Genomic DNA, 15,590 nt, shown 5'->3' with positions numbered 1-15,590 from the left:
GAGGAGTTGGATACATTTTGTCTAAAGCATTATTTGTCGATACCGATTTTCAAAAAACATGGCTCAATCAGCTGGAATCTCTTCGTGAAACGATCGAACAAAACGCAAAAAAACATGATGAAGGCGCTTATTTTCCTAAAAAGAATATCGAATCATTAGTAAACATGGGATATACAACCCTGTCTCTTCCCACTGAATATGGAGGCGGAGGTCAATCTGTAACAGATATGGTTCTATTTCAAGAAACGCTTGGGAGCATGGACGGAGCAACTGCCTTATCGATCGGCTGGCACCAAGGAGTTGTAGGTGAAATTTATGAAAAGAAACTATGGAATGAGAAACAGCTGCAATTCTTTGCGGAAGAAGTGAAGAAGGGCGCCCTTGTCAACCGCGCTGTGAGTGAGGCGCAGACCGGCAGCCCAACAAGAGGCGGCAAGCCTGGAACAACAGCAATTAAATCAGGTGATCGCTGGGTGATCAATGGACGTAAAATTTTCACAACGATGTCACCAGCTCTCACATACTTTTTAGTCGGCGTATGGATTGAAGAAAAAGAAGCGATGGGATTCTTCTTAATTCACCGTGATACAGAAGGTGTTTCTATAGAAGAAACATGGGATGTTGTCGGCATGAGAGGAACAGAAAGCCATGATTTAATCTTAGATCAAGTTGTGGTCTCAGATGACATGCTTGTTGAAGTGCAAAAAGGACCTCGAGGCGGTACATTAAACCCTTGGATCGCACATATTCCTTCCTGCTATTTAGGGATTGCGCAAGCGGCAAGAGATTATGCAGTTCAGTATGCCATCACTCATTCACCGAACAGTATTAGCGGAACGATTAGTGACCTGCCAAATGTCCAAACATTGATTGGCGAAATTGATTTACTACTAAAGCAAGCACGCCACGTCATCTATTCAACGACAACATTGTATGAGCAGCCTGAGAAAAGAGAGCTGTTAATCAATGAATTCGGTGCAGTGAAGCATACAGTCGTCAATCATAGTCTGCAGGTGGTTGATAAAGCCATGCGTTTAGTCGGTGCAAAAAGTTTGAGTCTTGGCTGTCCGCTGCAGCGTTACTATCGAGATATTCGTGCTGGGCTCCATAACCCGCCAATGGATGATATGACGATTTCAAAAATCGCGAAGCAGGCCATTGAAGAGAAAAAAGAAAGCTAATATGATCAGAAAGCCGGATGAAACCGGCTTTTTTTATTTGGCAGAAAAGAGGACAAGCGTACCTTATGTCTCATCGCTCAGGCATGCTACAATCGATACAAATCATGGGAAAAGGAGCGATTTTTTTGAAGAAAAAGCATATGAAATGGTTGGTTTCTTCCATTATGCTGATGGCACTTTGTATCGGTCAGCCGTCATCAAGTGAGGGAACATCACCAGCATGGTCAGTAGATGAATTCTTGAAAGACAGGGAAGGCACATTTGTGATACAAGAAGTAAAAGAAAAATCGCCATGGGTATATAACAAAAAAAGAGCGAATCAGCGCTTTGCCCCACAATCAACATTTAAAGTGGCAAATGCCCTCATCGGACTCCAAACCGGCGCGGTGAGAGATGAATATGACATCAAATATTGGGACGGAGTAAAAAGAGAAATTGATAACTGGAATAAGGATCATACACTGGGCTCTGGCATGAGAGATTCAGTCGTCTGGTACTATCAAGCCATGGCGCGTGACATCGGGGAAGAACGCATGAGCCATTGGGTGAAAGCCATACACTATGGCAATGAAGACATATCTGGCGGAATCGATCAATTTTGGTTAAGCAGTTCGTTGCGCATTTCTCCAGTAGAACAAGTCCATTTCCTCAAACAGCTATATGAAGAAAGTCTCCCATTTGACCTATCTGTCATGAGAACGGTCAAACGAATGATGATCCAAAAAGAAGAGAAACATGCCACCCTATACGGAAAAACAGGCTCCGGCTCAGGCATTGGCTGGTACGTAGGTTTCATCAAACATGAAAACAAAACCTACATCTTCGCCACAAATATCGAAGGCACAGGACTAGAAGCAAAAGAAATCACCTATCGTATTTTGAAAAAATATCATTTGATTGAAGCATCCGTGTAGGGTGCTTTTTTATATGAAAAAGGAGATATATTGATAAGTTGATGATATATGGGTTAGTTTGAAAGGATGATATATTTATAGAAATATATTGAAGTTTCATTTCAAATATATTATTATATATGGCGTAATGTTACAAATGTTACAAATATATGATAAGGAGATTAATATGGATCTAAAAAGAAAAGTAAAATGGAAAAGGAATATCGCAGCACTATTAGCCTTTGTGATGCTTTTATCAATGTTTCCTTCTGATATTTTTGCAGAAGAACATGACGCAAATACAAAATCAAGTCATAATCGCTTAGAAAAATTAGATGATTCAAAAGCCCTTGAAATGGCAGGGATTGACGAAGACGAAATTGGAAAAGATGGAGAAGTTCTTTCAGAAAGAACAGAAAACAGCAAGCTTTTTTATGAAGGAGAGGGTGTATTTACACAAGAGGTATATCCTGACCCTATTCATATAAAAGAAGCGTCAGACGCTGAGTGGGAGGACATCTCTCCTGAATTAAAGACGATCTCGCAAAAAGAAATAGAGACAGAAAATGCGAGATTAGAATCAACTTTTCAAAAGCAAATGAAGCAAGGACTATATGCTACATTTGAACACAAGAAGCATCAAATTGAATTTTCAATTTTAAAAGCTTCAGGTAAAAACAAATCAGAAATCAATTCCAAGGATACCTCAGCACAATTTAAAGAGAACACCAATGAGCTTACATATGAAGAGGTATTTCCAAATATAGATTTACGATCATTTACCTTTAATGAAAACATCAAAGAAGATATTGTACTCAATCAATATGATGGCTACAATTCTTTTACATTTAAAATAAAGACAGATCTAACTGGAGAAATTGAGGAAGATGGTTCTATTACTTTTTATGATCAGAAAAAGCGGGCCATTTTTCAAGTCCCAAAACCATTTATGACTGATTCTAATTTAGATGAAAAGTCAGGTGAAGTGGCTCGCTCAGAAGATGTGAGCTTTAAACTAGAAAAAGAAGACGATGGCTATTTACTTCGTGTGACTGCTGATGAGAAATGGCTTAAGGATCCTGAACGAGTTTATCCTGTGTCTATCGATCCATCGACTTCTTTATCTGTGTCAGCAGACACATTCATCATGAGTAAATACCCAACAACAAACTATTCATCCTCTACGCAAAAATGGGATGCTAATCTGAAAAGTTATGTACTGAAAACCGGTTATTATGATAAAACAACTGGTACAAACTACGCCTTCATGAAGTTTAATTCATTCAAACCGATTCAAAATATGAATGTAACAAAAGCGACGCTCAAAACGTATGTTGCTCATTCATATTACGGGACGAAAGCAACTGGTCTTTGGCTGGATACAGTGAATGCCAACTATGATCATACAAAGCTAACATGGAACAATAAACCAAGTTCTAAAAACATCGGTAAAGCCAATGTTTATAAAGGACAATGGGCGAGCTATGATGTGACATCAACCATCAAAGCTTGGAATAGTGGAACAGCTAACTATGGCTTTAAATTACATGCAAATGGAAATGGACAAGACCATTGGAAAAAAATAATCTCATCAACAAACTCTACTAATAAACCAGTCATTGAAGTAACGTATACCATTCCACAGGCAAATGCACCAACTGTAAAAGGTTTTAGTAATGGAAATGGGACAGGCTACTTCAATTTAAGTTGGAAAAAGGTAGCTGGCGCAAAAGGTTACAAAGTGTGGCTATACAACGGAAAAGAATATGAAGCCATTTCAGTTGGAAATGTGGCATCATGGAGTACAAAAGGAAAGAATATATGGCCAACAGCGAGCGAGATAGCAGCAAAAAAATATAAACTTCATTTAGACGGAAAAGGTGGCACTGAATTAGCAGTGGATCCTTCTCCAGTTTACAAAAACTCAGGCGGTAAGTATGCGACAAGTAAAAATTATTGGGTAGCTGTAAGTGCGATCTTCGACCAAGGTGAAGGCGCAATGTCAGCAAAGGTAAAGCCTGTCGTGCCGAATGTTGCTAGAGCGAAAGCACCTAGTACAAAAGGTTTCAATAATAATAACGCAACAGGTTACTTTGATCTTTCTTGGACTTCAGTTTCCGGTGCAACTGGTTATAAAATACAAATGTTTAATGGGAAAAGCTATGAGACATTGGATCTTGGGAATCAAACATCATGGTCAACTAAAGGGAAAAAAGTATGGCCGACAGCTGCTGAGATCAAAGCAGGTAAATATGCATTGCACCTCCAAGATGGTAAAGGGGCGGAGCTTCCAATTCATCCTGGTGCGACTTATAAAAATGCTGGAGGAGATGCGGCTCAAAAACATTATTCCTTCAGAGTGATTGCCTACAATAAAGATGGAGAGGCTATTGCTTCACCGCCAGCTGGACCAACTTTACCTGATCTATCTAGACAAAAAGCTTTATCTGGATATGCTTATACCAATACAAAAGAAAGCCAAACAGGTTATATCAATTTACATTGGGACAAAGTGAAAAATGCAAAAGGGTATAAAATTAACATCTATAATGGTAAGGCATATCAATCATTTGATGTGGGTGATGTCGATCATTGGACAACACAAAACAAGAATATTTGGCCGACTCCTTCTGAAGTTAAAAGTGGGAAATATGTGCTTCATACAGATGGTAAAGGCGGGGAATTAGCGCTAGACCCATCACCTGTATATGAAAATGCGAATGGAAATTATAAAGGACGCAAGAACTACTCCTTTACCCTTTCCGCTTACGATGCAAATGGAGAAACCATTCCAACACCAGCCTTTAATCCGACATTCCATGAAGGGGCCGAATTCCTTGGAACAGAGGATTACTGGTCGATTATTGATATACCAGACGGTCAGCTTAATGGTGCAACTGGGAATGTGATTGTCAGTGAAGAAGAAATGTCGATTGATGGAAGAGGACCGGGGCTTGGAATTGGTCGAACATACAACAGTTTAGATGCAGCTGACCACCTGTTTGGTCAAGGATGGTACGCAGATATAGAAACGAGTATCACGCCAACAAAAGAAGGTGCTATCTATCTTGATGAGGATGCTACAACCCATGTTTTTACAAAAAAAGCAGATGGCACGTATCAACCACCAACAGGTATTTTCCTTGAATTAACGGAATCAAAAGATGAATACATGTTAAAAACGAAGGATCAAACCTTTGCGCACTTTAGTAAAAACGGTGGGAAAATCACCAAGGTTGTAGATGGACATAAAAATACAACGACATATAAATATAATGAAAACAATCAGCTCACTTCAATGGAAGATGCATCTGGCCGAAAAATAACAATGGATTATGATGAAGATGGTCATATCATTTCGGTTCAAGGACCAAAAGGGAAAAAGCTTTCATATGAGTATGATGCAGGTTTACTAACGAAAGTCATAGATTCAGATGGAACAAGTATCTCATATGAATACGATAAAGATGGCAAAGTGATTAAACAATTCTCTCAAAACAGCACAGAAGATCAGCCTGTTTTTACAGAATATCAATATGAAAATCATCGTTTAGTCAAGGCAACCAATGCAAAAAAAGAAACATTTGAGTACGCATATGATATGTCTAAAAAGACACTCATGCTGACACAGCCAAATGGTCGAAAAATACAGTATACGTATAACGAAGCAGCCAATCCAATTCAAGTTGTAGATGATGCGGAAGGGCTTAAAATCACCACTAAAACGAAATATGAAGGCAACCAAATCGTAGAAGAAATTGACCCAAATGATGTAGAGAAAGGAAAAGCTACAGAAAGCTATTCGTATGACAAAAATGGCAACGTCATTCAGGCGAAAGATGCTTATGGGACAGAAACCTACGAGTATAACAAAAACAATGATGTCACTAAAGTGAAAGATACAGAAGGAGATATTACAGATATCGCCTACGATGGATTAGATGCTGTATCTGAGACAGATCAAAGTGGAAATATGTCTTCAGCAAGTATTTATGATTCTTACGGGAATTTGATACAAACAAGTAAAGAACTTGCTGCAGGCGCGAGTATTTTGAAAAATGGCAGTTTTGAAGATACGCTAACTGGCTGGAAGCTTACAGCATCTAAGGATGACGGGAAATTAGCGCAAATAGCTGGGAAAAGTGGTGCGTTATCGGGGGGCCGAGTATTAGAGGTCAGTTCACAGTCGACAACTGAAGGAACAGAACTTGGCTATTCTTCGGCTACACAAGAAGTAATACTAGAGCCAAATACGACGTATACACTGAGTGGGAAAATAAAGACAGAACTAACGAAAGCAAGAGCATTTTTTAACATTGATTTAAGAGATACAAACAATAAACGAATTCAATGGATCAGCAACGGCTACAGCACATTATCAGGCAAAAACGATTGGACAAAACGCCAAGTTTCGTTTACGACGCCATCTCATGCAGGCAAAGCTGTGATCTATATGGAAGTGGATCATCGAGATAAGGCTGGAAAAGGAAAAGCCTGGTTCGATGAGATTCAGCTGGAAAAAGGCGAAGTTTCATCAAGTTACAATCCAGTCAAAAATAATTCCTTTACGGATAAAACAATAAGCTGGAGCGGAACAGGTGGTTCATTAGATAATGAAGAAGGCTTTAACGATGACGTTTCGTTAAAAATTACAAGAACTTCTTCAACTCAAGCAAATGCCATCTATAAACAATCTGTACCGATTGAACAAAGTGCGAATGATCAATCTGTGTATGTCACCTTGACTGGGATGTCTAAGGCTGAAAATGTCAAAGCTTCAAATGAAAATGATTACTCACTTCAAGCGTCCGTTACGTATACAGATGGCACAACAGGAACGTTTAATGCAAAATTCCCAACAGGTACACAAGAGTGGAACCGAGCGGCGGTTGTCATACCAAAAACAAAACCATTGAAAAAAGTCGACGTTCAGATTGTTTTCCAAAAAAGCGCGACTGGAACGGTTTGGTTTGATGATATCCGTCTAGTAGAAGGTAGTCTGTTAACGAAAACCACTTACGACGAGAAAGGGAACTATGCTGTTAAAGAAGAGGATGAGCTTGGTTACTCATCTCAATCTGCCTTCGATGAAACAGGCAAAAAACTTTCTGAAACCGATGCGAAAGGCGAAAAAACAACATTCGAATATGACCAGGCTGATCAGCTAAAGAAAATCACTTTATCTAACGGGACATCCATTGTGAGAACCTACGATAAAGAGGGCAATGAACAGTCGAAAACCATTCGTGCAGAGTCAGATCAGACGTATCAGTTTGAATACGATCTGATGGGTAAATTGACAAAAACCATTGATCCATTAGGGAATGTGTTGAAAAGTGAATATGATGCGAATAGCAACTTAATCAAAACCATTTCTGCAAATGGACATGAAGTGTCTCTCACGTATGATGGTACAGACCGAGTGAAATCCAAGTCATACAATGGAACAGAAAAATATAACTTTAGCTATGATAAAAACGGAAACGAAACAACGGTTGTCAACAAAGAACAAAACACAACCAAAAACAGAACGTTCGACCAACAAAACCGCATCACAAAGTTAGCAGAGCGTGGCAGCAGCCAAACTTGGACGTATCCAGCCGATTCAGATAAACTGAAATCCTTTGAATGGACACACGGAAATCAAAAAGGGACGAACCAATTCAGTTACAATAAGCTTGATCAAATGACGCAGATGAAGGATTCGAGTTCTACGTATTCGTTTGATTATGATGAAAATGGAAATGTTCAGTCCTTTATAACAGGTAACGGCAGTGGTGCTAGTTTTGCTTATGATGAGCGCAATTTAATTAATGATTTGCATATTGGAACAAGCCAAGGCACAACGATCTTAAACGAAGCTTACGAATATGATCAAAATGGAAACAGAATAACGGTTGATCAAGGAAGCAACGGGAAGATTCGTTATGAATATGGAAAATTAGATCAATTGATCAAAGAAACTCATCCAGATGGCACGGTCATTGAGTACACATATGATGGGTTTGGAAACAGAAAAACCGTCACGACTGAAAAAAATGGCACTAAAAAAACAATCAACGCATCATTCAACATCATGAACCAACTGACAAAGGTAAATGATGAGACTTTAACTTATGACAAAAATGGCAACCGAACGTCTGACGGGCAATTCCTTTATGAATGGGATGCAGAAGATAACATTACAGCCATCACGAAAAAAGGGGAAGACAAGCCATTTGTCACTTACAAATATGATGAGCGTGGATATAGAATTCAAAAAACAGTGAATGGAAAAGTCACCAATTACTTTTATGACGGCGACAGCCTGAATGTTTTATACGAAACAGATGGAGACAACGAAGTCACAAAAACATACACATACGGTGAGAGTGGACAACTCCTTGCAGTCACACAAAACGAGAAAAAATATTTCTATCACTACAATGCACACGGTGATGTCATTGCCATCACAAATAGTGCAGGAAAAATCGTTGCTGAGTACGAATACGATACATGGGGCGTTCCAACAAAGGTAAAAGAAGATGAAGAAGTAAAAGGAAATTCATATCGCTATGCTGGTTACCGCTTCGATGAAGAAACAGGACTTTACTATTTAATCGCTCGCTACTATGAACCGAGAAACGGCGTATTCCTATCACTTGATCCATATCCAGGAGATGATGGAGGAGCACTAGATCAAAATGGATATATTTATGGAAATAATAATCCAGTTATGAATGTTGATCCAGATGGCCATTGGGTGTGGATGCTAGCTGGAGGAGCTATTGGAGGAGTTTCTAGTTATAAAGCTGCTAAAGCCAGAGGTGCAAAAGGATGGAAGTTAGTGGGTGCTACAGTTATTGGAGTAGCTGGAGGAGCTATCGGAGGAGGGGCTCTACGAATTGGCAGTTCTCTGTATAAAGCTGGGAAACTATCTAAAACCTATTGGAATGCTAAAAAAGTTGCTAAAGCGAAAAATGGGACTGTGAAAAGAGCAAGAAATAAAAAAGGATGGGTAGTAACGACTAAAAAGCATACAGTAAGATTAATGGGAAGGAATTCTGGTGAAAGAAAAAAACCTTATTACAGAATGAGTCATAAAACGAAGGGAGCTATGAATAAAAAGGGGGAATTCAGTGAACGTAGAGAACATACTCATATTAAATTGAAATGGCGCTCATATAAAAACATAAATAAGAGGATACGTTAGGAGAGTAAATGAGATGTTTAATAGTGTAGAAAAATGGATCGATTATCTAGATGGGGGTTGTAATGTACTTGGAGTCACATTTGATTTTTTTCATAAAGAATTAGTACTGAGCGTAAAAGTATCAGAATTAAATAAAGTTACTCAACATGAAATACGATTTATGAATGTGGCAAGTCTTTATTATAATGGTGGAGAAGGTAATTATAGATTTGAAGAATTGATAGAAGAAGAGATGAATTGGCAAATTTTCGAATGCAGTTACCATCCTAATGGAATAGGGAACCTCAAAAATGAACTTCTTGAAGAGTTTGATTCGAATGCAAATTTCTTATTTGACATAAATTGTATGATACTTGCGATAGAATCCAAAAAAGCAAGTTTCGACTCGCAGGAATTTATTTGCTAATAAAATAGTAATTAAAAGGGTAGCTTTAGGTAATTAAAGCTGCCCTTTTTAAAATGAAGAGAATATTTCTGGAAATCTATAAATATTAATATAAATTAGACTTTGATTAAATACGATTATCCTTTTTTAAGAAGGTTTAAACAAACTTCACATCGGAAACAGAAACCCTATTAAAGTTATTAAACAATGTTATCAATACATATTTCAGTCCGCTTATCCAGATGATATCGTCTCTTTTGAAGAAGATACTGTTATATGGTCCGATAATTTTATTTATTGCACTTGTTGCGGGGACCTCGAGTCTTGTGGTCGATCATAAACGAATACCGAAAAAACAGTTAAACGTGCTGCGTCAGTCATTTGAAGAGCAATATCCCCAAATCAAATCGTATCAACAGATCCTTGAATCATATCCTTTATTGCACTCCTATGTTCAATACCATGAAGAATCAAGAAAACAAATCATTGCACTTATATAATAACCTCTTGGAGGACAAACGATGACATGGTTTTTAGATGAAAAAATCCAGAAGCAAATCCCTGATTTCGATATCAACCATCTGAAGCAAATCAATGAATTTCACTACTTTAAAGAGTATAATGAACATTACGACTTGATCAATTGTATTGTTCTGCACATCCCATATGAATCCCCGAATCTACAAGCAGACATTCATCTGAAATTCACCAATGTCTCTTGTGTTCAAATCAAAGATTTGGAGTTAACAAACGATGACTATCTTTTCTTGGACATTCAGCTTTTAGATAGGGGCTGGGAAAATTTGAATTACTTTGTCGAAGACTTTGAAGAACAATATTTTTCTTTTTATTGTGAAACGGTTCAAGTCATACAAGTAATATCAAATGAATCGTGATAGTCTGCCAACATATGCCTAAATATGTTTCCCCATCCCAACACAGAAAGGTGCAATGACATTGAATCGAATCTTGAAATGGCTCTTATTTGCGGCGGTCATCGCTGGCTTATTGGTATGCGCATTCTTTGTGTTCCGTTTCAACCAGCCTAAACCGACGACAAACATCCATTATGCAGACACACAAAATAAACAGCAAACCCTCGATATGTATATGCCGAAGGGCAAAGATGAAGACAAAAAGAAGAAGCATCCAGTCATGATCTATCTCCATGGCGGCGGCTGGACAGGCGGCGATAAGAATAGAGTCGCTTCTAAAGCTGATTATTTTACAGGTCAAGGATATGTGTTTGTTTCGATGAATTACAGGCTTCACCCTAATGCCAACTATGAGCAGATGGCAGATGATACGGTAAACGCCATTAAATGGGTGAAGGATCATGCGGATGAGTATCAAATTGATTCATCAAAAATCAATGTCATGGGTCACTCAGCGGGCGGTCATTTGACGGCGCTGGTTGCCACAGATTCGACCTACTTAAAACGTGTGGGGCTGTCGCCAACAACGATCAATTCCATCGTGATTTTAGATGGGCCGTTAAACATCAATCAATTTATACAAGCCATCCCATCGTACAAAAAAGTCTTTGGCAAACAAGAGAAGAACTGGACAAAGGCATCACCTGTCACTTATATGAATCAAAAGAATTTACCACCTGTCTATTTGGTCACGGGCTGGGAAAATCCTGAGGTGTACAAATTTGCTGAAAAACTGAATCATGACAAAGGCTCTCGGTTTGTTTTTCGGGTGCATACGCTGAGCCACAGTGACTTGAACAAATGGTTTGGATCAGACAGGGCGCCAAAAGAAGCACAAAAAATGACGGAGGCTGTGATGGCTTTTGTTAAAAAACAAAATCAATAACGAAGACCATATGCTAGGCAATCCATTTTGTTGCAGTTATGATAAAACCTAAGTGGTTTGTTATTAAAGGAGTGTATGTCGTTGTCATCACGAATGGAAAATAAAGTGTTCAACTGCGAAAAGGAGCTGACGCTGAATATTATCGGCGGTAAGTGGAAAATGCTGATTTTATGGCATCTGGGCAGAGAAGGGACAAAACGTTTTGGTGAGTTAAAGTCGTTAATGCCTGGGATTACGCAAAGAATGCTTGTCAATCAGCTAAGAGAATTAGAGGAAGATCACATTGTGCACCGGGAGGTTTATCCTGTCGTCCCGCCAAAGGTTGAGTATTCTCTCACAGAATTAGGAGAAAGCTTAATGCCGATTTTAGAGGCGATGTATGATTGGGGAAAACAGTATCTCGACAGCAATTTCTTAAAAGATGATAAATAGAAAGACTACCGATTGTAGACAAAGGGCTAAAATAACTTTATTTTAGCCCTTTGTCTTTACCCTGAGATACTGCCCAAAAGACAGTATCTTTTTTGTAACCATATGCGGAAAAGTATAGTATGTAAAAAAAAAGTGCGTACTTACATTGCGTCATTCCTGTTGTTATACTCATTTCATCGTTCAAGATGCATCATCCGCGGAGCTCTTGAAGATGAGATGAAAAACGGGAGTGAAAGTTGATGAAATTACAATTAGCATTAGATTTAGTGAATATACCAGAGGCAATTGAGCTGATCAAAGAAGTAGAAGCATCCATTGATGTGGTCGAAATTGGGACACCTGTTGTGATTAACGAAGGGCTTCGTGCTGTAAAAGAAGTCAAGCAGGCTTTTCCGAATTTACGTGTACTTGCTGATTTGAAAATTATGGATGCTGCCGGCTATGAAGTGCAGCAGGCATCTGAAGCTGGAGCAGATATCGTCACCATTCTTGCAGCGGCAGAAGATATGTCTATTCAAGGAGCGGTGAAAGAAGCGAAAGCAAGAGGAAAACAAATTTTAGTTGATATGATTGGCATCAAAGATATCGCAGGCCGTGCAAAAGAGCTGGATGCGCTTGGAGTCGATTATATTTGTGTGCATACAGGCTATGACCTGCAAGCGGTTGGTCAAAATTCATTTGCTGATCTTATGACGATTAAAGAAGTTGTCAAGCAAGCGAAAACAGCGATTGCAGGTGGAATTAAGCTTGATACGTTACCTGAAGTCGTGAAATTAAACCCTGATTTAATCATTGTTGGCGGCGGTATTGCAAGCCAGGACAATAAAGCAGAAGTGGCTGCACAAATGAAACAGCTGATCGCACAATCATGAAGACCAGCGACTATGTGAAAGCCATTTTAAATGAGCTTTCTGATCATTCGTCTGCCATTCAAGACGAACAAGCAGAGCGTCTGGTCACAAGTATTTTATCTGCACAAAAAGTCTTTGTGACAGGTGCGGGCAGATCCGGCTTGATGGGAAAATCGTTTGCGATGAGACTTACGCATATTGGCGTCAAGGCATATGTAATTGGAGAAACGAATACGCCTTCTTTTACAGAAGAGGATCTTTTGATTGTCGGGAGCGGCTCTGGCCGTACAGAGTCTTTACTCGTCCTTGCAAAAAAGGCAAAAGCAATTGGCGGAAAAGTGGCAGCATTCACGCTTTCTGCTGAGTCACCTTTAGCTGATTTATCGGATGAAGTCATCTTATTGTCAGGTGCACCGAAGGATCAACAGGAAGGAAACCATCATACCATTCAGCCAATGGGCTCACTATTTGAGCAATCGCTTCTTCTGACATACGATGCGGTCATTTTAAGGTTAATGGAAATAAAAGAGCTCGACACACATAAAATGTACGGTCACCATGCAAATTTAGAATAGGTATTTTCAAAGCCTTTCCTTTCTTAAAAGGAGAGGCTTTTTCATTTAAATCAAGATCAGAATCTTGACATCATCTATTTGATGTAACTATAATTGTTACATCGTTAAAGAAAAAGTGCAGCACGGAAGGAAGATGAACATGAAAGTACAAATTTGGTCAGATATCGCCTGTCCTTTTTGTTATATAGGAAAAAAACAGCTGGAAACAGCGCTAGAACAATTTCCAGAGAAGGAACAGGTAGAGATAGAGTTTAAAAGCTTTGAGCTTGATCCACATGCACCTGTTGATGTCGATCATGACGTTCACGATATGCTTGTCAAAAAATATGGCATGAGCCGCAGCCAGGCCATGGCAATGAATGAGCAGGTGAAGCAGGCTGGTAAAGAGAAAGGAATCGATTTTCAATTCGATCCGCTCGTGTTGACAAACACTTTTGATGCTCATCGATTGGCGCAATATGCTGGTCAAAAGGGGAAAGGTGATTTCGTCATGGGAGAGCTGTTTCAAGCGTATTTTACAGATGGAAAGCATGTTGGTGACCGTCAAACTCTTTTAGACATTGCAGAAAAAGCAGGTCTTGACTTAAAGGAAGTAGAGCAAGCTCTTGACAGCGAGGAATTTGCAGATCATGTACGAGAAGATGAAAAAGAAGCGAGACAGCTTGGTATTAATGCCGTACCATTTTTCTTAATCAATAACAAATATTCAGTGGCAGGTGCACAGCCAGCAGATACGTTCCTGCGCGCACTTGAAACAGCTTGGACAGAGGAAGCAGCTCAAGCAGAGAAAGCTGCTGACAATGCGTTTGAAGCGGCATGTGCAGATGGCGTATGTGCGGTGCCTTCCCCTAAAGAAGAGGCATAATAGATATGTTCCCTATCTTTTTATAAGATGGGGATTTTTTATTGATTCATGATGGATGAGGGGAAACACATGTCTTTCATTTCAGGAATCCGACCCATTCACGCCTTATGCTGGAATCTAAAATAAAATGAGCCACTTGGAGTAAGGGCTCATTTTATTCGTTTGATCGTTTCACCTGGAACCAATTCAGGCTCGTAAAACGTTTGATCAGGGAGATTCTTTTTCCCTTGTACTTTTTTAATCATCCAGTCTGCTGCATCACGGCCCATTTGCTCCTGTGGATGGGTCAGTGTTGTCAGCTTCACATGGGCATTTTTCTGGGCAATATACGAATTATCCTGTCCAATAATCGAGAGATCATCTGGAATGGACAGCCCGATTTCGCTGCATACATTGGCTACTTCTAAACTCACCTCATCGTTATAGCAAACAAGGGCGGTCAATTCATGTCTGTGCGACATCAGAAATGTGTGAATTTGCTCTCCCAAATGCTGCTTTGATTCTGTATCGAAAAAGAGCACATGCTCAGGCAGGAAATTAAGCTTCGCTTCACCTAGCGCTTGAATATAGCCCTTCATCCGATATTTTCCCTGTAAATCATCTGTTTTTGAAATAAGTCCAATTTGCTGATGGCCCGAGGTGATCAGCTCTTTTGTGGCTAAATAGCTGGACTTCACATCATCTAAACAGAGAAAAGGAACCTCTAGCTGCTCATAATAGGCATTGATCATAATGAGCGGTACATCCTGTTCTTTAAAGGATAAGTAGTACGAAATGTTTGGATTATATAAATTGCTTTTCGTCGGCTCGACAATAAGTCCGTCCACCCCAAAAGATAGCATCATTTCCAGCGCTTTTTTCTCCTGCTCAACATCGTTATTTGTGCTTGCCAGTAACAAGGAATAGTTCTCTTCGTTTAATCGGCTTTCAATGCCTCGAATGATGGAAGGGAAAATGTAATCGGATATGTATGTTGTAATGACCCCAATCGTTTTCATATGTGCATGTCCCGCAGGTTTTGTTTGATATTGGTTGGTCACAAATGTGCCTGAACCTTTTTCGCTGCGCAAAAATCCTTCACTGGACAATTCCAAAATGGCTTTTCGAACTGTATGTCTGCTTACTTGATACATGTCTTGCAGGCTTGATTCGGTTGGAATGCGCTCCCCGATCCGATAATCCCCTGTGAGTATTTTGCTTTTTATATCATCAATAATGATCTGGTACTTCTTTTTCATCATTTCACTTCTTTCTCAGTTGATCATCTACTCGGATTGAGAAGAAATTGTATGGACATATTTTAACATGGTTGTCGAATCAAAAACAGGCGCTTTCCTTTTCTGTCATGACCCCTCCAGAAAAAATGCAGGTTTTTGTCACATTGTGTATGTACAA

The 15,590-nt window shown here is 39.3% G+C and carries 12 protein-coding genes; 11 read left to right on the top strand and 1 reads right to left on the bottom strand.

The window, feature by feature from the left end:
- Positions 1-17: 17 nt before the first annotated feature.
- The 11 genes from OIT90_RS07885 (at position 18) to OIT90_RS07835 (ending at position 14,195) form a co-directional block, all read left to right on the top strand.
- Positions 18-1,181 (top strand): acyl-CoA dehydrogenase family protein, encoded by a 1,164-nt coding sequence (locus tag OIT90_RS07885; RefSeq protein ID WP_059374703.1) that lies wholly within the window; start codon positions 18-20, stop codon positions 1,179-1,181.
- A 125-nt stretch (positions 1,182-1,306) separates the two neighbouring features.
- Positions 1,307-2,095 carry a BPU family class D beta-lactamase gene (gene blaBPU / locus OIT90_RS07880; protein ID WP_474892423.1) on the top strand — a complete coding sequence of 263 codons (789 nt, stop codon included), beginning with the start codon at positions 1,307-1,309 and terminating at the stop codon, positions 2,093-2,095.
- A gap of 166 nt (positions 2,096-2,261) precedes the next feature.
- A complete protein-coding gene (locus OIT90_RS07875) occupies positions 2,262-9,266 on the top strand; it encodes a DNRLRE domain-containing protein (RefSeq protein ID WP_474892422.1) in 7,005 nt (2,334 codons plus the stop codon).
- Positions 9,267-9,279: 13 nt separating this feature from the next.
- Entirely contained in the window at positions 9,280-9,672 is a 393-nt protein-coding gene (locus OIT90_RS07870) for a YxiG family protein (RefSeq protein WP_369879798.1), read from the top strand.
- A gap of 236 nt (positions 9,673-9,908) precedes the next feature.
- A complete protein-coding gene (locus OIT90_RS07865) occupies positions 9,909-10,151 on the top strand; it encodes a YxiJ family protein (RefSeq protein WP_369879797.1) in 243 nt (80 codons plus the stop codon).
- 21 nt (positions 10,152-10,172) lie between these two features.
- The gene (locus OIT90_RS07860) at positions 10,173-10,547 is read left to right on the top strand and encodes a hypothetical protein (RefSeq protein ID WP_151284442.1); all 375 of its coding nucleotides are present in this window, start codon (positions 10,173-10,175) and stop codon (positions 10,545-10,547) included.
- A gap of 55 nt (positions 10,548-10,602) precedes the next feature.
- Positions 10,603-11,472 carry an alpha/beta hydrolase gene (locus OIT90_RS07855; protein ID WP_474892421.1) on the top strand — a complete coding sequence of 290 codons (870 nt, stop codon included), beginning with the start codon at positions 10,603-10,605 and terminating at the stop codon, positions 11,470-11,472.
- Positions 11,473-11,547: 75 nt separating this feature from the next.
- Entirely contained in the window at positions 11,548-11,904 is a 357-nt protein-coding gene (gene hxlR, locus OIT90_RS07850; RefSeq protein ID WP_012010675.1) for a transcriptional activator HxlR, read from the top strand.
- 239 nt (positions 11,905-12,143) lie between these two features.
- On the top strand, positions 12,144-12,776 hold the full coding sequence (gene hxlA, locus OIT90_RS07845) for a 3-hexulose-6-phosphate synthase (protein WP_039180128.1): 633 nt from the start codon (positions 12,144-12,146) through the stop codon (positions 12,774-12,776).
- Positions 12,773-13,330 carry a 6-phospho-3-hexuloisomerase gene (gene hxlB, locus OIT90_RS07840; RefSeq protein ID WP_144516106.1) on the top strand — a complete coding sequence of 186 codons (558 nt, stop codon included), beginning with the start codon at positions 12,773-12,775 and terminating at the stop codon, positions 13,328-13,330. The genes hxlA and hxlB overlap by 4 nt, the downstream gene beginning before the upstream one ends.
- A 139-nt stretch (positions 13,331-13,469) precedes the next feature.
- Positions 13,470-14,195, top strand: a complete 726-nt coding sequence (locus tag OIT90_RS07835; protein WP_144464487.1) for a DsbA family oxidoreductase — start codon at positions 13,470-13,472, stop codon at positions 14,193-14,195.
- 149 nt (positions 14,196-14,344) lie between these two features.
- Here OIT90_RS07835 and OIT90_RS07830 read toward each other — a convergent pair whose 3' ends face one another.
- Positions 14,345-15,433, bottom strand: coding sequence for a GntR family transcriptional regulator (locus tag OIT90_RS07830; RefSeq protein ID WP_144490347.1), 1,089 nt, complete (start codon positions 15,431-15,433; stop codon positions 14,345-14,347).
- Positions 15,434-15,590 lie beyond the last annotated feature (157 nt).

The organism is Bacillus sp. ABR, assembly GCF_056172715.1.
The sequence above is the reverse complement of the archived record's forward strand: the minus strand, read 5'-3'. Positions and strand labels throughout refer to the sequence as shown.

Excerpts from the sequence above, each read along its gene's own strand:
- hxlA (WP_039180128.1), top strand. The coding sequence starts at position 12,144 with ATGAAATTACAATTAGCATTAGATTTAGTGAATATACCAGAGGCAATT.
- OIT90_RS07855 (WP_474892421.1), top strand. The coding sequence starts at position 10,603 with ATGACATTGAATCGAATCTTGAAATGGCTCTTATTTGCGGCGGTCATC.
- OIT90_RS07835 (WP_144464487.1), top strand. The coding sequence starts at position 13,470 with ATGAAAGTACAAATTTGGTCAGATATCGCCTGTCCTTTTTGTTATATA.
- OIT90_RS07860 (WP_151284442.1), top strand. The coding sequence starts at position 10,173 with ATGACATGGTTTTTAGATGAAAAAATCCAGAAGCAAATCCCTGATTTC.
- OIT90_RS07830 (WP_144490347.1), bottom strand. The coding sequence starts at position 15,433 with ATGAAAAAGAAGTACCAGATCATTATTGATGATATAAAAAGCAAAATA.
- hxlB (WP_144516106.1), top strand. The coding sequence starts at position 12,773 with ATGAAGACCAGCGACTATGTGAAAGCCATTTTAAATGAGCTTTCTGAT.
- OIT90_RS07875 (WP_474892422.1), top strand. The coding sequence starts at position 2,262 with ATGGATCTAAAAAGAAAAGTAAAATGGAAAAGGAATATCGCAGCACTA.
- OIT90_RS07870 (WP_369879798.1), top strand. The coding sequence starts at position 9,280 with ATGTTTAATAGTGTAGAAAAATGGATCGATTATCTAGATGGGGGTTGT.
- hxlR (WP_012010675.1), top strand. The coding sequence starts at position 11,548 with ATGTCGTTGTCATCACGAATGGAAAATAAAGTGTTCAACTGCGAAAAG.